The sequence below is a fragment of the Candidatus Nitrosopumilus sp. bin_32a genome (genome assembly GCF_054095935.1).
Map to the genome: position 1 here is coordinate 39,467 of NZ_JBSWSN010000004.1, position 19,155 is coordinate 58,621.

At 35.9% G+C, this 19,155-nt stretch carries 21 protein-coding genes and 2 rRNA genes; 10 read left to right on the forward strand and 13 right to left on the reverse strand.

The window, feature by feature from the left end; genetic code table 11:
• Positions 1 to 3: 3 nt before the first annotated feature.
• Positions 4 to 435: a universal stress protein gene (locus tag ACW9XH_RS04030; RefSeq protein ID WP_457759361.1), complete on the forward strand. Its 432-nt coding sequence runs from the start codon at positions 4 to 6 to the stop codon at positions 433 to 435.
• Between the two features lies 1 nt (position 436).
• Here ACW9XH_RS04030 and msrA read toward each other — a convergent pair whose 3' ends face one another.
• From msrA to ACW9XH_RS04050, 4 genes are read right to left on the reverse strand one after another with little or no spacing between them, the layout of a single operon-like run.
• Positions 437 to 892: a peptide-methionine (S)-S-oxide reductase MsrA gene (gene msrA, locus ACW9XH_RS04035; protein WP_457759362.1), complete on the reverse strand. Its 456-nt coding sequence runs from the start codon at positions 890 to 892 to the stop codon at positions 437 to 439.
• 39 nt (positions 893 to 931) lie between these two features.
• Positions 932 to 1,984 (reverse strand): hypothetical protein, encoded by a 1,053-nt coding sequence (locus tag ACW9XH_RS04040; protein WP_457759363.1) that lies wholly within the window; start codon positions 1,982 to 1,984, stop codon positions 932 to 934.
• Positions 1,985 to 2,044: 60 nt separating this feature from the next.
• Positions 2,045 to 2,413, reverse strand: a complete 369-nt coding sequence (locus ACW9XH_RS04045) for a DUF6659 family protein (RefSeq protein ID WP_457759364.1) — start codon at positions 2,411 to 2,413, stop codon at positions 2,045 to 2,047.
• A gap of 57 nt (positions 2,414 to 2,470) precedes the next feature.
• Positions 2,471 to 3,304: a class I SAM-dependent methyltransferase gene (locus ACW9XH_RS04050; protein ID WP_457759365.1), complete on the reverse strand. Its 834-nt coding sequence runs from the start codon at positions 3,302 to 3,304 to the stop codon at positions 2,471 to 2,473.
• A gap of 258 nt (positions 3,305 to 3,562) precedes the next feature.
• Here ACW9XH_RS04050 and ACW9XH_RS04055 point away from each other — a divergent pair, with 258 nt between their 5' ends.
• The 3 genes from ACW9XH_RS04055 to ACW9XH_RS04065 all read left to right on the forward strand — a co-directional run bounded on the left by ACW9XH_RS04055 (position 3,563) and on the right by ACW9XH_RS04065 (position 5,438).
• The gene (locus tag ACW9XH_RS04055; protein WP_457759366.1) at positions 3,563 to 4,048 is read left to right on the forward strand and encodes an RDD family protein; all 486 of its coding nucleotides are present in this window, start codon (positions 3,563 to 3,565) and stop codon (positions 4,046 to 4,048) included.
• A gap of 29 nt (positions 4,049 to 4,077) precedes the next feature.
• Entirely contained in the window at positions 4,078 to 4,203 is a 126-nt protein-coding gene (locus ACW9XH_RS04060) for a hypothetical protein (RefSeq protein ID WP_457759367.1), read from the forward strand.
• 83 nt (positions 4,204 to 4,286) lie between these two features.
• On the forward strand, positions 4,287 to 5,438 hold the full coding sequence (locus ACW9XH_RS04065) for a hypothetical protein (protein ID WP_457759368.1): 1,152 nt from the start codon (positions 4,287 to 4,289) through the stop codon (positions 5,436 to 5,438).
• 7 nt (positions 5,439 to 5,445) lie between these two features.
• Here ACW9XH_RS04065 and ACW9XH_RS04070 read toward each other — a convergent pair whose 3' ends face one another.
• The 3 genes from ACW9XH_RS04070 to ACW9XH_RS04080 all read right to left on the reverse strand — a co-directional run bounded on the left by ACW9XH_RS04070 (position 5,446) and on the right by ACW9XH_RS04080 (position 11,453).
• Positions 5,446 to 6,573 (reverse strand): two-component system sensor histidine kinase NtrB, encoded by a 1,128-nt coding sequence (locus tag ACW9XH_RS04070; RefSeq protein WP_457759369.1) that lies wholly within the window; start codon positions 6,571 to 6,573, stop codon positions 5,446 to 5,448.
• A 262-nt stretch (positions 6,574 to 6,835) separates the two neighbouring features.
• A 23S ribosomal RNA gene (locus ACW9XH_RS04075) occupies positions 6,836 to 9,833 on the reverse strand.
• 149 nt (positions 9,834 to 9,982) lie between these two features.
• Positions 9,983 to 11,453, reverse strand: a 16S ribosomal RNA gene (locus ACW9XH_RS04080).
• The 16S and 23S rRNA genes sit together here, the layout of an rRNA operon.
• A 382-nt stretch (positions 11,454 to 11,835) precedes the next feature.
• On the opposite strand from ACW9XH_RS04080, the gene ACW9XH_RS04085 reads away from it, so the two are divergent.
• Positions 11,836 to 13,116: an aspartate aminotransferase family protein gene (locus ACW9XH_RS04085; RefSeq protein WP_457759370.1), complete on the forward strand. Its 1,281-nt coding sequence runs from the start codon at positions 11,836 to 11,838 to the stop codon at positions 13,114 to 13,116.
• On the opposite strand, the gene ACW9XH_RS04090 is transcribed toward ACW9XH_RS04085, so the two are convergent.
• Positions 13,117 to 13,479 (reverse strand): hypothetical protein, encoded by a 363-nt coding sequence (locus ACW9XH_RS04090; protein WP_457759371.1) that lies wholly within the window; start codon positions 13,477 to 13,479, stop codon positions 13,117 to 13,119. It abuts the gene before it with no gap.
• A gap of 252 nt (positions 13,480 to 13,731) precedes the next feature.
• Here ACW9XH_RS04090 and ACW9XH_RS04095 point away from each other — a divergent pair, with 252 nt between their 5' ends.
• Entirely contained in the window at positions 13,732 to 14,553 is an 822-nt protein-coding gene (locus tag ACW9XH_RS04095; protein ID WP_457759372.1) for a tetratricopeptide repeat protein, read from the forward strand.
• Positions 14,554 to 14,612: 59 nt separating this feature from the next.
• Here ACW9XH_RS04095 and ACW9XH_RS04100 read toward each other — a convergent pair whose 3' ends face one another.
• Together ACW9XH_RS04100 and ACW9XH_RS04105 are read right to left on the reverse strand one after the other, a co-directional pair.
• A complete protein-coding gene (locus ACW9XH_RS04100) occupies positions 14,613 to 15,224 on the reverse strand; it encodes a transcriptional regulator (protein ID WP_457759373.1) in 612 nt (203 codons plus the stop codon).
• 154 nt (positions 15,225 to 15,378) lie between these two features.
• Positions 15,379 to 16,086: a hypothetical protein gene (locus tag ACW9XH_RS04105; protein ID WP_457759374.1), complete on the reverse strand. Its 708-nt coding sequence runs from the start codon at positions 16,084 to 16,086 to the stop codon at positions 15,379 to 15,381.
• A 78-nt stretch (positions 16,087 to 16,164) separates the two neighbouring features.
• Between ACW9XH_RS04105 and ACW9XH_RS04110 the strand changes: the two genes are divergently transcribed.
• Genes ACW9XH_RS04110 through ACW9XH_RS04125 form a run of 4 tightly spaced genes read left to right on the forward strand, consistent with a single transcriptional unit; the run spans position 16,165 to position 18,090 of the window.
• The gene (locus tag ACW9XH_RS04110) at positions 16,165 to 16,530 is read left to right on the forward strand and encodes an SHOCT domain-containing protein (protein WP_457759375.1); all 366 of its coding nucleotides are present in this window, start codon (positions 16,165 to 16,167) and stop codon (positions 16,528 to 16,530) included.
• 1 nt (position 16,531) lies between these two features.
• Positions 16,532 to 16,987 carry a cupin domain-containing protein gene (locus ACW9XH_RS04115; RefSeq protein ID WP_457759376.1) on the forward strand — a complete coding sequence of 152 codons (456 nt, stop codon included), beginning with the start codon at positions 16,532 to 16,534 and terminating at the stop codon, positions 16,985 to 16,987.
• A 5-nt stretch (positions 16,988 to 16,992) separates the two neighbouring features.
• Positions 16,993 to 17,355, forward strand: a complete 363-nt coding sequence (locus tag ACW9XH_RS04120) for a cupin domain-containing protein (RefSeq protein WP_457759377.1) — start codon at positions 16,993 to 16,995, stop codon at positions 17,353 to 17,355.
• A 60-nt stretch (positions 17,356 to 17,415) separates the two neighbouring features.
• Positions 17,416 to 18,090, forward strand: coding sequence for a DnaJ domain-containing protein (locus ACW9XH_RS04125; RefSeq protein ID WP_457759378.1), 675 nt, complete (start codon positions 17,416 to 17,418; stop codon positions 18,088 to 18,090).
• Here ACW9XH_RS04125 and ACW9XH_RS04130 read toward each other — a convergent pair.
• From ACW9XH_RS04130 to ACW9XH_RS04140, 3 genes are read right to left on the reverse strand one after another with little or no spacing between them, the layout of a single operon-like run.
• Complete coding sequence (locus tag ACW9XH_RS04130) at positions 18,087 to 18,494, reverse strand: HIT family protein (RefSeq protein WP_457759379.1); 408 nt, start codon at positions 18,492 to 18,494, stop codon at positions 18,087 to 18,089. The genes ACW9XH_RS04125 and ACW9XH_RS04130 overlap by 4 nt on opposite strands.
• A 37-nt stretch (positions 18,495 to 18,531) precedes the next feature.
• Positions 18,532 to 18,810 carry a hypothetical protein gene (locus ACW9XH_RS04135; RefSeq protein WP_457759380.1) on the reverse strand — a complete coding sequence of 93 codons (279 nt, stop codon included), beginning with the start codon at positions 18,808 to 18,810 and terminating at the stop codon, positions 18,532 to 18,534.
• Positions 18,811 to 18,978, reverse strand: a complete 168-nt coding sequence (locus tag ACW9XH_RS04140) for a hypothetical protein (protein WP_457759381.1) — start codon at positions 18,976 to 18,978, stop codon at positions 18,811 to 18,813.
• Between the last annotated feature and the right edge of the window lie 177 nt (positions 18,979 to 19,155).

Consider the following 19,155-nt stretch of genomic DNA (forward strand, 5'->3'; position numbering starts at 1 on the left):
ATTGTGTTAAAAAAGAAAATTTCAAAAATTCTAGTTCCGTTAGACGGGTCTAAAAGTTCGATTAAAGGGTTAGAAACGGCCATCACATTAGCTAGATGTTGTGGAGCCATAATTACAGGGATTTATTCAATTTATGCACCTCCGCACTCAGAATTTAGGGGTGTAGGTTCAGTAGAAAAAGCCCTAAATGTACAAGTAAAGAAATTCATGGGAGAAGCTAAAGTGTTAGCTGCTAAAAATGGGATTGTGTTTAATGAGAAAATAATTAGAGGTGAAATTGGATATAACATCATCAAAGTTGCACATGGGAAAAGTAATTTTGATATGATTGTAATTGGTTCACGCGGAAGGAGTTCCACTAAAGAGATGTTCTTTGGCAGTGTTTCAAATTATGTAATCCATACATCAAAGATTCCAGTAGTAGTCGTAAAATGATTTAAGAAAACCCGTGTTTTTTGAAATATTTTTGGTGATATTCTTCTGCTTTGTAGAATGTTGGAGCGGGAATAATTTCAGTAACAATAGGGTCATCAAATTTGCCAGATTTTTCTAAGAGTTGTTTAGAGTTTTGAGCAATTTCTTTTTGTTTTTCATCATGATAAAAAATTGCCGAGCGGTATTGATTTCCAATGTCAGGACCTTGACGATTTAAGGTTGTAGGATTATGATTGGACCAAAACACATCCAATAGTTCTTCAAAAGAAATTTCATCAGGATCATATTCAACCTCCACTGCTTCCGCATGTCCAGTTTTGTCAGTACAAACTTCTTCATATGTAGGATTTTGAAGTTGACCTCCAATGTATCCTACGGCAGTGGATGTAACACCTTTGGTTTTATTTAGTAAATCCTCAACATGCCAAAAACACCCTGCACCAAATGTTGCTTTCATAAATCGAATAATCAGACACAGAATTAAAATGATTCTAAACTATTCAATTAATATGATATCTTCTTGAATAAGATATTTTATAGAGTTGATAAATTCTTGTTGAGAAATCAAACCATTGGACCACCAATGAGCAGTATTTCTAAACCAAGAAGGTACATCATCAGTTGAAAATGAATTATTGTCAAGATTCGGAATCACTATGATTTTATTTTGAATCATAAAATTCAACCCAGACATAAATTCAGCATCAGAAATTTTTCCAGTAGCCCAATTTTGGGCATAATCTTTAATCCAATCAGGAATGTAAGTGTAAAATCCTAAAACATCATAAATGGTTCTATCAGGAAATTGTGAATCAAACCAAGATTTGTATTGAGATTCAGTATTGTATCTATCAATATAATATTGTGGAGATTTATCAAAAGCAGGGAAATTTTCAACACGAGTTGATGAATATCCAACAACGTCGGCAATTCCATATAATGGAAATTGTGAATCAAACCAAGATTTGTATTGAGATTCAGTATTGTATCTATCAATATAATATTGTGGAGATTTATCAAAAGCAGGGAAACCTAAAATTCGCATTTTTGGATTCTCAGTAAATAAGTGCTCAGTATCCAGGATTGGAGTATTTGGCGTTGAAGTATTCGGCGTTGAAGTATTTGGCGTTGAAGTGTTTGGCGTTGAAGTATTTGGCGTTGAAGTGTTTGGCGTTGAAGTTGGAGGAATATATTCAGACGATTTTTCATATTCTATAGATTTTTCAAGATTTCCATCATAAGAAATTTTGATTATGTACTTACCATTTTCAGACCAAGTTGGACCACCGGCATTAATGAATTTTGTAAATGTTCCATCATGGTTAGGGATAACACTATCAATATGAGCCAAACCAGAGCCACTAGGAGTAATGATTTGAATGATTATAGAAAAAAAATCAGGATCATAATCAACATTTCCAGAGATCATGATAAGATCATCAGTATGGTATAATGATTTGTCAGTGGTAAAATCAGTAACAGTAGCAAAAGAAGAGGTAAAAAATAAAGGATATGCCAACAAGATTGAAAAAATAATTATTCTATTCATAACTAATAGCTAATTTTTTACTCAGATAATTAAAGAATTCGCCAGATTATTCAATCAGACTTAATTAACATCAGTGAAGATTTCTACAACTTTTTTTGCCAAACTTTCAATATTGACAGAAGGTTCTGCAGAAATTAACAGTAAGATTTGAGTTATAGGGAATGGGAAACTTACTAAAACAGCCTTATCACGTCTTGCAGCAAGATAATTTATTGGTCCTAGGCTTTCATCAAATTCTTTTCGTATAGATGCTTTTGAAACAAAATCAAAAAAGGATTGTAACTTTGTCTCATCCCCCTCATAAGGAACAAGTCCTTTTTTAAAACCGCCAGCGATTAATTTACCATCTTTATCAACAATCCCAGCAAAACGAATTTCAGATTCTTCTAACAATTTAGCACATTTTTCAGCATATAAAATATTAGACATACTTTTCAGATAAAATATCAAAAATAAAAACCTAGCCTATGCTTTTTCAAAATTTAACTACAAATGGCATTTTAATAACACATAATCAATAATCCCTTCTTGGGATGCTTTTTTCATTTTTTGAATAGATCTAAATAATATTTTTTCAACAAATGGAGAATATTGTTTTAAAATAGATTTTTTTAACTCATTTCTGTTTTCAACATAATAATCAGCCAAGGGATCATAAACGGATGAACCAATTAATTTTTCTTCAGAAATTATGAATCCGCCAGAAACGATAATTTTTCTTATTTCATCTAAACTATAATGTTCTGATGACCAAGTGAATTTCAAAATTCCTAGTTTTGAAATAGATGAGGATGTAAGAGTGACAGGTATTGCCAAAATCAACAATCCAGAATCGGATAAAATTCTTTTAGACTCTAAAATAAAATCAGAGAAGGGTTTGAAATGCTGTGAAGATTCCAATGCAAGCACACGTTCTACGGATTTATCTGTAAAAGGTAATTTTGTAGATGAAGAATTTAAAAAAGTTATTTTTTGTTGAGGGCCTGAATGACGAAGTTGATTATAATTAATATTAATACAAAAAATAGATAAATTTTCAAAATTATTTCTCCAATAAATAGCAGGTGCAGATAAACCACTGCCAACATCCACAATATTTTTACAAGAATTTAATTCTGCCATGTTTGCAAAAACAAAACATAGATGTTCTTGCGCAGAAATAGGATCGTTATTTTTAGCATCCCAATATCCAAAATTTAGCATATCACCACCAGTTGCAAGTTGCATAACAGGTGATAAAGCATTGTAAAGATTTACAACATCATTTTCATTTCTACGAAAAGTCCATAAGAAAAGATCAAGAGGGTTAATAGAAGTCAAAAATATTTTCAAATTTTATGTCACCTATAGACTATTAATTCCTAAGGTAACCCGTCAGAATCTTCAGCAGTGTTTGTGCACCCACTGATCATCTTGATTTTTTAAAATCTCTTTTCCAGGTTGAATTTTATCACCACAAGAGATACAAAATGTACCAAATTTTGCTTTCATGTATGTAAAATAGATCAGAGAGATAGATCATACGTCAAGTATTAACTAAAGATGAACACATTTTAGGGATTCAGAAAATGAAGTTACATGTCGGATCCACAAGAGAACCCCCCATCAAAAATAATTCTAGCTAAATGGACAGATAGATTTGCTGCATGGTTAATTGACTTTGTCATAATTTCAATTATATCTACATCAATTATGTTTGTATTATTTGGAACAATGTACTATGAATTTGAGAATTTAGAATTTTGGGCAGAAAGCATGCAATACATCCCCACAAGTAGCATCTTCTTTGCATATTGGGCAATTTTAGAATACAAAACAGGGCAAACAATTGGTAAAAAAATCCTTAATTTGAAGGTAGTCAAAATTACAGAGCAAAGGGTCGACCTCAAAGGGATTTTGATCAGTAGTTTTGGAAAATCATTTCTACTTCCAATAGACATTATTCTAGGATGGATTCTAACAAACGAAAAACGTCAAAGAATATTCAATAAGTTAGGAGATACAATTGTTGTCAAATTAAAAGAAGACGAGGCCAATTCAGATTTAGAATATACAAAAGACTAGAGTGGGTCATATTTTGTTAAACAATTACTATGAAGATTTTACCAACAGATCTATTAGCAAGATCAGATCTTGAAGAAATTATGTCTGATGAAAACAAACAATGGTGGCTAGGGTTACCAGAAGAACTTCAAAAAGATATAGAATTTGAAGAGTAAACCTTTCAAATTAATTCCCAGTTCAGGGAAGAACGGAAAAACTTGTAATACCAATTACAGATACGTGTTAATGAACTGCTAAAATGAACAAAAATAGAGAAATGAAAAAATTAGCAACTGCAATATTCACCGTATTACTCTTATCAATTGGATATTCAAGTAACTTTGAGATTTTTGCCTCTACCGTACAACAAGAAAAACAAGACATCATTGATCAATTAGAAAGTATCAAAAATATTGATGAATTAAATAAAAAATCAAAAAAGGATTTAGAATTAGCAATAAAGAAACTTGAAAAAAGTCTTAATTCAGAATACTGGAAAGATGAATCTATAATTAATTTCAAGCACGGTGAAAAAGTTCTAAATGCAGATCAACAGGCAGTAAAGAAATTAGAGAATATTTTAAAAGATAAAAAGACATCCAGTGAAATTAAAGAAGAACTTAAAAATATCAACATCATGATTATACACTTAGACAAATCACTTGTAGAAAATGCAATGAATGAACTAAAAGAAATTATCATGAGTGAAAAAGGAATTAAAAAAATAGAAAAAGCTATTGAGAAATTAGATAAAGGAAATGAGTTGTTAGAAGATGAAAAGTATTCCCAAGCTTTGAAAAATTATGCCAAAGCATGGGATCAAATTAAAAAATCTCTAAAAGATCCACATTTTAAGAAAATGAAAATTATAGAATTGGAAGGAGTTGCAGATATGAATTTTGACAACATACCAGATGTATATCTAAAAGTCAGTAAATCGACAAAAGAGAATAAACCAAAATTGTTAGAAATGAAGATTACTGCAGAATGTGTAAATGGGATTAATCACAATGATGCTAGGATGAAAATAGGACTATCTACCCCTGAAAATCTATCAACAGAATTTTTTGATGAAGGATTTGAAGCAACTAACAAATGGTTTAAAGAAAATGATCCTGATGAAAGAATCAACCCAGTTATAATTACAACAGTGGCAGAATATTTTTCATTTCCTGAAAGCGGGGATGATTTAATTCAAATAAATGAAGAAACTGGAAAAAGATCATTTGATTTCACATCCAATCCAATTACCGAAATAGGGGATCAAAGTGGATGGACAGGTAAATTCACATTTGATGGAGAGCCAGGAGACTATTCACTTCATTTCTGGCTCCCATTAACTGAGCCAACCAATGAAGGAGATAGTTGTAATTTTGTCAGTAATTTTTCAATCCCCACTACATTTGACTAAATAAGGCTCAAAGAGGCAATCGGATAGTAAACGTAGTAGGTTTGTTTGAAACAGAAATAGACCCGCCATGTTGTTCCACAATACTTTTGCAAATTACCAATCCCAAACCAGTTCCTGTTGTTTTAGTAGTAAACATAGGCTCAAATATTTTAGATAAATTTTCATCAGAAATACCAGGACCAGAATCTTTGATCAGAATATTTAGAAATTCAGAATCAGATTCAATTTCAACATCAATCTCCCCCGTACCATCTATAGCTTGAACAGCATTATTGATAATATTTGATAGTACCCCCTCAATTTTTCGTTCATCACAATTAATTTTTAGATCCTTTTCAGATAAATTAATCGTGACACCGTAAGAAGATTTTACGTGATTCATAGCCAATTTAAGAATTCTCTGAATGTAAGCAGGTTTCTTTTTAATTTCAGTAGTTCTTGCAAAATCTAAAACATCTTCAATAATTCTATTCATATCAAAAATAGAGTTTTGCATTCTAAACCATTTCTCTTTGTCTTTAGAATCCAATTTTGAAAGTATTTCAGGAGATAACATTTCAGCATAAGTATGTAAAAGTGTTAAGGGATTTTTCAAATCATGCGCAATTCTACTTGCCATAGTTCCAATAGTAGCCAATCTTTCAGATCTTACTAAATTACTACTTTTTATTTCAACTTGGGATGTTAAATCTTCATTTTGTTTTACTAGTTTTGCTTCTGTTTTCAAAAGTTTTGATTCAATTTCTTTTTCTTTTGTAATGTCTGTTCGAATAGCTATAAAATGCGTAACATTATCTTTAGAATCAGTGACAGGGATAATAGTAGATTTTAGCCAATAGTATGAACCGTCTTTTGCACGATTCTTTATTTCACCTTTCCAAATTTGTCCGGATGTAATTGTATCCCACATAGTTGTAAAAAATTCATCAGAATGTTCATCTGATTTTAAAATTCTATGGTTTTGTCCAATCAATTCATCTTCAGAATATTTTGATAATTCACAGAATTTGTCGTTCATATATACAATCACACCATTAAGATCAGTAATTGTAATTATAGAATGATCAGAAAAAATTTTATCGAAATTCTCAATATCTAAATTTAATTTTTTAAAAGATGCAGAAAATCCCATCATTATAATTAATTTTTTATTTGATATAATACAAGCGGTTGTATGTTATTTTCAATAACAGAGTAAATAGCCGTGCATGGTTTTCACTAGGCAGATTTCAAATAATTTCACACCATATCTCAAGATAGGAGTGAATTACAAAATAAAAAACACATAGCTTACGCTATGTATGATTTGAAATGAAATCATCGTACAAGTCGTGTATTGTGTTATCCACTTGATGATATGAAATATGATCATCGCGCATAGTCTCTATGTAAGTGGCTGAACCGATGTGTTGGTCTATTAGTAAAGGCTGGCTCACCACTCGCCGAAGCTTGTGATCTACACCACCTTCCTATCAACGCAGTATTTTGCTGCCGACCTTCATCTTACGAAAGAATAACTTGTCTCGGGATAGGATTCGTGCTTAGATGCTTTCAGCACTTAGCCTAAATGGCTTAGCTGCCCGGCCTGCCTTATCAGACAACCGGTAAACCAGTGGCCACGCTGCTCTGTTCCTCTCGTACTCGGAGCAACTTCCCCTCAGTTATTCGCGCTTCCATCAGGCAGAGACCGACCTGTCTCACGACGGTCTAAACCCAGCTCATGTTCCCTTTTAATAGGCGAGCAGCCTCACCCTTGGCCCCTGCTGCAGGACCAGGATAGGAAAAGCCGACATCGAGGTACCAAACCGCGGGGTCGATAGGAGCTCTCGCCCGCGACGAGCCTGTTATCCCTGGGGTAATTTTTCTGTCACCTCCGGGCCCCAATAGTGGGCACACGAAGGATCGCTAAGCCAGACTTTCGTCTATGAATTCCGTGCGTTTGGAAATCCATTCAGTCGAGTTTTTGGCTTTGCCCTCTTCAACGGATTTCTGCCCCGTTTGAACTCAACTTTGGGCCCCTTTGATATCTTTTCAAAGGGGTGCCGCCCCAGCCGAACTGCCCACCTGCACGTGTCTCCGGTCTTCACTGGATAAGTGGTACTGCAAGAAGAGTCTGGTGTTACATCGTTGCTTCACTAACATCCCGGGGAATGTTAGGCATAGCTCCCAGATACCCTGTGCAATTCTTACTATACCACAAGCACAAGCTGCAGTAAAACTCCACGGGGTCTTCTCTCCCCGATGGAAGTTGATGGACTGTTCGTCCACCTTATGTGGCTTCACCGGGTTGTAGGCGGGGACAGTGGGGCTCTCGTTGTTCCATTCATGCGCGTCGGAACTTACCCGACAAGGCATTTGGCTACCTTAAGAGAGTCAGAGTTACTCCCGGCGTTAACCGGCCCTTAGCTCGGTTGAACCCAAGTTTTAGGTACCGGCACCGGCCAGGATTCAGCGACTATACAAATCCTTTCGGACTAGCAGTCGCCTGTGTTTTTATTAAACAGTCGAAACCCCCTTGTCATTGCAACCTGCGATCCCCATTCCTCATGAAGACCGCAGGCATCCCTTATACCTAAGCTACAGGACTAATTTGCCGAATTCCCTCGCCATACGGTATACCCGTAGCACCTTAGCTTTCTAAGCCAGCGCACCTGTGTCGGTTCTGGGTACGAACTTGCATCTCACTCACTACACAATCTTTCATGGTCTCCTGGATTCGAGAAAACTTCGCTAACGCGAAGCCATTCCTACCTCGGGTGAGTTCTCGTCATTACGACACTCCTCCACCCTCGAATAGTTAGATACAACGATGGTTGTACAACCCCTATCCGGAAGCGAACCATATAGCTCAAACGCTTGATGCAAGGTACTAGAATATTAACTAGTTTCCCATTCGGTGTACTCTGTTGAGGTACATCTTAGGATCGACTACCTCCAGGCTGATAACGCATTGCCTGGAAACCCTTGCGCTTACGGTGGTATAGATTCTCACTATACTATGCTGTTACTACCACCAAGATCTGCAATAGAAATCGGTCCACAGGACGTCATCGCCCTGCTTCGACCCAATCACTACGCCAACCTACCACGAATCATCCACTGATGATTATCCAAAGTATCGGTATTTTGCTTTAGCCCCGTCCGTTTTTGAGGCATCCCCCCTCGGCAGGTAAGTTGTTACACACTTTTTAAAGGATAGCTGCTTCTGAGCTTACCTCCCTGCTGTCTTGGCGAGAACACGCTCTTTAGCTTGACACTTAGCAAAAATTTGGGGACCTTAACTTTAGTCTGGGTTAAACCCCTTTCGGCCGTGAGCCTTACGCCACACGAGCCCGTGTGCTTGCTTCTGCGATGCGTATCCGTTCGGAGTTTGAATGAGGGGTGAGGGATTTCTCCCCCGCGCCCCTCTATCAGTGCTCTACCGGAAACGCTATCTCCACAAACCACGCCCTGCGAGACGCTTCGGTTGGAACTAGCGAGCGCCAGTCTAGATTGGTTTTTGACCCCTATTCCCAAGTCACAACAACGATTTGCACGTCAGAACGTCTTAAGACCTCCAGCGGGCTTTCGCCCGCCTTCATCTAGCTCAGGAATAGATCGACTGGCTTCTAGCCTAGCCGCCATGACTCAACGCACTTTCACACGCTTCCCCTGACTTCTTGCGAAGCTGCGAGAACTTGGTTTCCCTTCGCCTACACCTTTACAGGTTTAAGCTTGCCATGACAGTTAGCTCCTTGGTCCGTGTTTCGAGACGGAACGCGTAACACTGATGATTTGAACATCAAATCTTCAACTCTATTGCTAGAATCTCTAATCTGAAAAAATCACCTTCCATGCCACGCACGTCTGTAAGTAATAGGTTTCATGCACTTTTCGCCCCCCTTCCGGGGTACTTTTCAGCTTTCCCTCACGGTACTAGTCCACTATCGGTCTTGAGAAATATTTAGCCTCGGATGCTACTTTCACCCATATTCATTGCCCACTACCAAGGACAACTACTCGGGTATGAATAGGACTCTTCCCACTTCGCCTAAGGGGGTATCACCCTCTTTGCCAGAACTTTTCAGATCATTTCAGCTGTGTTCCAAGATTCCATATTATCATACCAAAACACCACATCTCCCGAAGGATTCAGTTTGGGCTCTTTCCTTTTCGTTCGCCACTACTTGGGAAATCTCAATTGATTTCTTTTCCACGTGGTACTAAGATGCTTCAATTCCCACGGTTCGACTTCCAATACTAGTGTACTGGAATGTGCATAAGCACAAGATTCTCATTCGGACATCTCGGGATCATAGGATGCGTGCGCCTACCCCGAGCTTATCGCAGCTTGCCACGTCCTTCATCTCTCCTCAAGCCTAGCAATCCACCTATTACCGTCTTTACACCGGTATATTCAGCCACATATTACACGACTATGCACGACGATCATTGCAAGCCACCGGTAAGTGGCCCACTACATCCTTCATACATCACTTTCGTGATGCATTGCATCGATGATTTCAATGTGAAGATTATGTACACCCGTACACTATCCATGTCTAAGGAGGTGATCCGACCGCAGGTTCCCCTACGGTCACCTTGTTACGACTTTTCCCTTGTCACGAACCCCAAGTTCGATAACGCCAATCAGACGTCACCTCGCTAAGAGCTCACTTCAATGAAACGACGGGCGGTGTGTGCAAGGAGCAGGGACGTATTCACCGCGCGATAATGACACGCAGTTACTAGGGATTCCATATTCGTGAGGGCGAGTTGCAGCCCTCAGTCATAACTGTGGTAACGTTTGAGGATTACCTCATCCTTTCGGATTCGAAACCAATTGTCGTTACCATTGCAGCCCGCGTGTGGCCCCAGAGTTTCGGGGCATACTGACCTGCCGTGGCCCCTTCCTTCCTCCGCATTAACTGCGGCGGTCCCGCTAATTCGCCCCACTACTCCTGAGAGTAATGGTGGCAACTAGAGGCAGGGATCTCGCTCGTTACCTGACTTAACAGGACATCTCACGGCACGAGCTGGCGACGGCCATGCACCACCTCTCAGCTTGTCTGGTAAAGTCTTCAGCTTGACCTTCATTCTGCTGTCTCTCCGGGTAAGATTTCTGGCGTTGACTCCAATTGAACCGCAGGCTTCACCCCTTGTGGTGCTCCCCCGCCAATTCCTTTAAGTTTCATACTTGCGTACGTACTTCCCAGGCGGCAAACTTAACGGCTTCCCTGCAGCACTGCATTGACCACAAGTCAATGCATCACTGAGTTTGCATAGTTTACAGCTGGGACTACCCGGGTATCTAATCCGGTTTGCTCCCCCAGCTTTCATCCCTCACCGTCGGACGTGTTCTGGTAGACCGCCTTCGCCACAGGTGGTCATCAATAGATCAAAGGATTTTACCCCTTCCTACCGAGTACCGTCTACCTCTCCCACTCCCTAGCTCTGCAGTATTCCCGGCAGCCTGTACGTTGAGCGTACAGATTTAACCGAAAACTTACAGAGCCGGCTACGGATGCTTTAGGCCCAATAATCATCCTGACCACTTGAGGTGCTGGTTTTACCGCGGCGGCTGACACCAGAACTTGCCCACCCCTTATTCGTTAGTGTTTCTAGGACTAACAAAAGATTCGTTTAGCACAAATCACTCGGATTAACCTTGTCGTGCTTTCGCACATTGCAAAGTTTTCTCGCCTGCTGCGCCCCATAGGGCCTGGGTCCGTGTCTCAGTACCCATCTCCGGGCTACTCCTCTCAGAGCCCGTACCTGTAATAGTCTTGGTGGGCCATTACCTCACCAACAAACTGATAGGCCGCAGTCCCATCCTACGGCGATAAATCATTTGGAACACAAACCATTCCAGGTATAGTGTTCTATCGGGCATTATTCTCAGTTTCCCGAGGTTATTCCCGTCCATAGGTTAGGTTGACTACGCGTTACTGAGCCGTATGCCTTGTATTGCTACAATGACTCGCATGGCTTAGTATCAATCCGATAGCAGTCAGGTCCGGCAGGATCAACCGGATTCTGAATTATATTTTGTATTTTGATTATTGAAGTACTCTTGTACTTTAATTTGGAATTGACGGATGCACATAATCTTCACATTTCAGATATTGATCTTGCAATCAAATCCTCATTCTTGTATGCGTAACTGGAGGCCCATGAATCACAAAGTGGCATCTTGCCATACTTCATCACGAGCGCCGCCTATTGCGTTACGTATGCAGAAGCCAACAAAGCCAGAATCCATATAAACCATACGTGAAATTATGCCTGATCGGGCTAAAAAATTGTAAAAATTACATATTTTATTTTTGAGATCACCCTCAAAGACCAAGATAGAGAGCAAAAAACAGCCTAATCGAAGAAATATGGATAGTTAAAATGATAGATCTCATTTTGAAAATTGCTTTTGAGTTACATTACAGAGTATAAAAAAAAGACAAAAAATTCTGCAAAAATATTTGCAAAGTCTTTAAAACTTCACGTAAATGGTGTTTCTCATAATATAAGATTTTATGAACCATATCCATTTGTTGTAAAATCATCTTCAGGCAAAAACCTCATAGATGTGGATGACAACAAGTACACAGATTATTGGATGGGGCATTGGAGTTTAATTTTAGGTCATGGTCAAAAAGATGTCAAAAATTCATTGAAAAAACAAATTGAAAAAAGTTGGATGTATGGAACAGTAAATGAACAGACAATAAAATTATCAGAATTGATTTCCAAAGTAGTTCCAGTTGCAGAGAAAATTCGTTATGTTACATCAGGAACTGAAGCTACAATGTATGCAGTTAGATTAGCAAGATCAGTTACAGGGAAAAAGATAATTGCAAAGATTGACGGAGGATGGCACGGATACACTTCAGACTTATTGAAAAGTGTAAACTGGCCATTTACAGAATCAGAAAGCAGTGGAATAGTAAATGAAGAGAAAATCGTTTCAATCCCTTACAACAATTTAGAAAAATCACTTGAAATTTTAAATAAACATGCAAAAGATTTAGCTGGTGTAATCATAGAACCAGTATTAGGAGGTGCAGGATGTATCCCAGCTACACAAGACTATCTCAAAGGGATTCAAGAATTTGTTCATAAAAATAAATCATTATTTATTCTAGATGAAATTGTTACGGGGTTTAGATTCAGATATGGTTGCTTATACCCCACAATGAAACTAGATCCTGACATTGTTACTTTGGGAAAAATTGTAGGAGGTGGAATGGCCATCGGAGTAATGTGTGGCAAAAAAGAAATCATGGAACATGCAGACACTACAGGTAAGAAAAAAACAGAGAGGAGTTATGTAGGAGGAGGGACATTTTCTGCAAATCCCACATCTATGACTTCAGGTTATGCAACACTATCAGTGTTGAAAAATAATAATTCTATTTATTCCAAAATCAACGATTTGGGAGAATATGCCAGAAAAGAATTAAGTAAATTTTTCGATGGTAAAGTCGTGGTAACTGGTAAAGGATCTCTATTCATGACACATTTTGTCAAAAATGGAATTACAGAAGTAACCAATGCCACTCAAGCCTCAATGTGCGATACCACAGCTCTGCGCAATTATCATTTTAAAATGATAGCACATGATGGGATTTTCTTTTTACCAGGCAAACTAGGCGCCATATCTAATACACACACAAAAGAAGATATTAAAAAAATGATAAAATAATTATTTTAAAGATTTTAAGGTAGACTTGCACCACAATGCCAATTTGTTAAAAATTTCAAGATAATTTTCAGACTTTGTAGTGATATGAACATGTGCAAATAATTCACCATATTGTGCCTCCAAAATCATCGTACATTCATCTTTGAAAAAAGGTACAGATACACCAATTTTCTTTAACGAATGAAATTCAAAATTTTCAATTTTCAAATAATTGTCTCTAATGGCGATTTGTTTTTTCTGAGGATTTTTATTGATAAATTCATCAAACTGGTTTCTAATAAAATCATTCCAAAGTGGAGAATCTTGAGGCCATCTATGAACATGGACTTTGTCTGCAAAATAGTCTAATTCAAAATCAGACAATGTAACAAATTATTTTTGATTAAAATTAAGCGTATCTTAAAACAAAATTTTCATAGGCATGGCAGATTTTTATAAAATAATTAAATCTAAACAGCATGGAAAAGAAAAAAGAGAGAAAAGAAACCTATGCCACACAGGTTCCAACCAAAACTACTTCCGAAGAGCAAGAAAAGATGGCAAAAGAGGCAATAAAGAAATTTAAATCATCAAGTTAAGCCAAACTTTCATTAGCAATATCATTTTTTAGAAATCATGGGGCTGTTTGGGTCTAAAAACGACACAGAAGATTTGCTGTACAATGCAATGTCATTAATGGAGAAGAATCAACCAAAGGGAGCCATTTCATTATTTAATAAAGTTCTAAAGCAAGATTCAAAAAATATTTCAGCATTATTTAACAAAGGCTTGGCACTAAATCAGATAAAAAAATACAGCGATGCAATAACATGTTTTGATGTTTTAATTGAAATTAATGACAAAGATTCTCAAGCATGGAATAACAAAGGGATTGCAATGGCAGAAAATGGAAACATACAAGCTGCTGCCGAATGTTATGATAAAGCAATAGAAGTAGATCCAAAAAATGCATCATCTTATTTTAACAAAGGAGTGCTATTAGACAAACTACAAGAAAGAGAAGAAGCATTACAAGTGTTAGATAAAGCAATTTCAATAGAGCCAAGAAAACCAAATGCCTTGTTTTACAAAGGGATCATTTTAGGAAAAATGAAAAAACATGAAGAATCATTGAATTGTTTTGATACAGTACACAAGAACAATCCAAATCATATGGATGCATTTTTTCATAAAGGGATAGAACTTGCAGAATTAAATAAACATGAAAAAGCAATTGAAATTTTTGAAAAAATATTATCAAAACATAAAGATAATGTAAATATCATTTATGCCAAATCCAGAAGCAAGGCAGCATTAGGAGAATATCCCCAGGCATTGGAATTGTTAAAACAATCAATTTCCAAAAATCCTAAAATCATCAGAAGTTGGGCAAAAGAAGAACCTGTTTTTGCAAAATTACACTCCAATGATCAATTTAGAAAATTGGTAAAACTATAACATATCAATTTCAATCCCTCAAGAATTTGTAAATAATTTACAGATAAAATTAGATTGTTTTATTTGCCGTAAATAGTATTCAATACAGTACTTTTTACAAGAACTTCTGGAGTAAATTGGACATGTACTGTGACTTTATTATCAAAATCAATATTCACATTATCAAATAAGGATTTGTATTTATCAACAACTCTATTATTGGAAGTTAAATCAGAACCCGCTTTAATTAGTAACCCGTCTTCAATCAAAGAATTAATTTTTCTATATCCAGATGTTATAGGAAGATCCAGTTTTTCTAAGATTTCAGATATAGTCCAAGGTTCACCGATTGAAGCGTTTAATATTTTTGACATTTCATCATCACTGAATGATTTTAGTATAGATTGGCTAATTGCAGGATCAGAGATTGTGAATCTGTTTTCAGATTTGTCTTGCTTGGATTTAATACAACAAACACCATCCAAGAATTTCTTTTCTAAACCAGATGCACCTGCACCAAAAAATTCTCTCAAAACAGAATCTAATTTTTGAAATTCTTTTATCGATTCAGTGATTGAAATTCCATATTTTTCAAATAGACGATTTTGAATACTGTGAAACGTAGTTTCACCGAGATTGTCACGAATAATCTTTTCAAGAGATGCTGCAAAAAAAGTATCAATTTCAGTCATAGGAGTCATTAGTTAATACTTTCATATTAATTTTCATGCGACATAAAGTCGCGTTTGCAATCATAGTGGTAAAATCACAGATGATTTGCAAACACGATTAATCATTTCTACATCCAAATTCAAAGCACCCCATATTTCATAGTAGAATAATTAATCATAGGATTTTTTTTCGCACTGCATCGATTCTGATAATTCCAACCTTCTTTTTTGGTCCAATCAACCTAGCTTCAAAAATTGGAACATAAACCTCCACTATTTCGCGCAATACAAATTTATCATTAAGATTTCGTATATCGGCCTCCATTGGTTTTTTTAATTCAAATTGAAGTTTCTCAATTGCCGCATCATGAGTCATTTCATGTTTTTTTACATTTGAAGAACTTTGTTCCAGTATTCTTTGAGGGTAATTTTCTACAGTTTTAGAATTAATTTTAAAAGGAAATTTAACTTGTTGACCATGATGATCAAAGTATAATTCGTCTTCATCTTCAACAAAAACATGTTCTTCTAATTTCAAATCAATTTTATTTTTACCATGTTTTCCAACAAATGCTTTGGTAATGCCAAATTTTGACCGAATAGGAAACAGTCCATCACCTAAAGAAATTTCATGCACATTGGAATCCACAGAAATTGTATGATCTGCTTTTCTAAAATAATCTGCAACATATGTTCCTGAAACCATTAAAATACATTCATAGTTTAATTTTAAAGAATGAATATGGATGGCTTCTTTTTTAGGTCTTGAAAGTAATGATTTGAAAGGATCTGTTTTCTTTTGATCAATAAAGTCCATTGCCTCAGTTTCGTCAATATTTCTTCTCAATACCACCGTCTTTACATCATAAGGAGATGGAGTCAAAACTGTTCTAAGTACACAATTCTATCTATTAAACCAATTCCACTAGTAATTAAATAATAGATTTTAGAACAAGATAGTATGACAGTGAAAAAGAAAACAGGATACATTGAAAGATTTCTAAAAAAAGCAGATAAAGCAATAGATGATGGAATCAAGAGAGCAGATGAAGCACTAGAAGATGCTGTAGAATTTGGTGAAATGGCAGCATCTCAAGCAAAAAAAACTAGTGCAGAACTAAGTAAAAGAGCATTAAAAGAAAAAGAAAAAATAAAATCAGAAGGAATTAAAAAAATCAACCAAGGGGTTTCGTCTGCAAAAAAAATGACATCAAATTCGGAAGAAGATTTGAAAATGCTTGAAAAACTTGGAAAATTAAGAAAGGCAGGTGTTTTAACTGAAAAAGAATTCCAAGAGAAGAAGAAGAAAATACTTTCTAGGATTTAAAATGAAAAAAACAAATATTTCAGGCACAGGAGATAAAAGAAATGTAAACCCAGAATGGTTTACCAATAAAACATGGATGAAGGTTCTTTCCGAAAAAATTAAAGCAAAAGATCAAGATATCTACCATGTTCATTTTGAAAAAGGCTCAAGAACAAAACTTCACCAGCATAATGGGAACCAAGTATTAATCGGAATAAAAGGAAAAGGCAGTCTTGAGATTTTTAAAAAATATGGCACAAGCAAATCCAACTTTAAAATAAAAAAGATGGAGAGAGTTAGCCTTAATGAAGGGGACATTGTTCACATTCCAGCAAAAACACTCCACACACATGGCTCAATTGATAAGAAAAAAGAATTTTCGCACATCGCCATCAACATCTTGCCAAAAAAAAATACAGCATACAAAACAGAATGGTATGAATCAGATTTTAAAACCAAAGTTTCAAAAATCATCTAAATGAAATGTCATTACGTAAAAATTCTGAAATAGATTCAATTCAAGGGAACGAAGGAACCAAAATTAAACAATATTTTCATCCACATAACACATTAAATGGAATCAACTACAGTTTGGCTCAATTCATACTTGAGTCAGGAAAAAGATCAAAACTGCATAAAATAAGTTCCTCTGAGGTATACTATATTTTGGAAGGTTCAGGAACTTTATACGTAAATGAAGAAAAATACGATCTAGAAAAAGATGATTCAGTATACGTACTACCTAATACAAAACAATTTATTGAAAATTCAGGAACTGGTGATTTAAAATTTTTATGTATTGTTGAACCTGCATGGAAGGCAGATAATGAAATGTTGTTGGAATAGACAAAATTAACTCTAAATGATAGGCAATTATTTTTAACATATGACAAATCTGTATTTCTAGTGAATACATATCAAGCACTTAGAGTATTGAATGTAGATTCCAGTTCATCGCAAACTGAGATCAAGGCAGCATACAGAAAGCTCGTATTAGAAGTGCATCCAGATAAAAACAAAGACAAGACAGAAGATAGTGAATTTAAAAAAATCACTGAAGCATATAATCATCTAAAGAAAAACCACAATCAGAGAACAGATTCGAGACATGAAAATACAACCCAAAACAAACCAAAAAATGATTTTAAAAGAAAACGGCAATGGGGCGCACCAGATGATGGCAGCATACCAGAACAAGATTGGGGCAAATATACACGTGAATTTGAAGAGGGAGATCCTGACTTTTGGAAAGAATACGAGAGGAAATTCTGGGAAGATTATAATGCACGAGTACGTGCGGATGGAAGAAATGGAGAATATGAAAAAGCACAAGAGCCAAAAAAACAACCAGATCTTTTTGTTAATGTAGACAAAAGTTTGTGCATAGGATGCTGTAGTTGTGAGATGATTGCACCAGATGTATTTTCAATTAACAAAGAAAGCAGATCAAATCCTAAATCATCAGTGATAAATCAAAAAGGCGCAGGAGTTAACAAAATAATGAATGCTGCAGAGACATGTCCAACGAAAGCAATCATAGTAGAAGATGCAGAGACTAAAGAAAGACTATATCCCTATTAGATTTTTAGTTTATTGTATAGTTCGTCCATTTCAGATTCAGACAAATCAATCTTAGAATTAAACATGCTATGAATTGGACCTGCAGAATCGTTCTTATTTCTAGGAACCAGATGAACATGAACATGTGGAATTTCCTGACCGGCATCTTTTCCATCATGTATTGCAATCAAAGTTGAACCAGTGATTTTATCAACATTAAAAATCATCTCATGAACTAATGAAAATAGGTCAGTATTTTCTTCAAGACTCATATCTTGAATTTTTTGGTGATGGTTTTTTGGGATAACCAATACGTGTCCTGCTGCAAGAGGAAATGCATCTAAGAAAGAAACAGAATGAATAGTCTCTTTTAGAAATTTTGATTTAATTTCACCAGAAATAATTTTACAAAAAATACAATCCACAACATTCATCAAATGTTTTAAAATATTAAATCATCTATTAAGGCTCAACAATAGTTGCCCAGGCAAGACCTTCTCCAAATTTGATAGTGGCAACATCACCAGATTCCAATGTGCAATCCTCAATAATTTTAGGAATTGTGTCAGTAGTTTCAACATAACATACGCCATCATCATTTGTCAAGATAATCACATCTTCAAAGACGTCTTCACGAATCAAATTCCAAAAAGGGAATACCATAGTAGACAATACAATCCCAGCAGTCAGAAAAGCACCGATAAAGACAGCACTAGTCTTCTGGCTTGAGTTGAGTTCCATCTACCAAGTTCCACCATCGCCTGCATTAGGATCTAATTTTTTTGCAGGTATGTTTCCATGTGCTTTTTTCATATGTTTTTTTAATCGTTCAGGATCATGCAATTCAGTTCCACAAACATCACATTTGGTTTTAATCTCATCATCTTTCTTACGTTTGAATAAACCCATTAAACAATAAAATTTTGAAATACATTAAAAATGATACTAACCGTCCTTTATAATCTTCACAAAATTACGTTTGTACATTAATGCCATTTACCCAATATTGGCCTAATTTACAATTTCAAATATAATTTTGTAAATCAAGATACAAGATGATAATAGGGAGATATGAAAATATAGCAT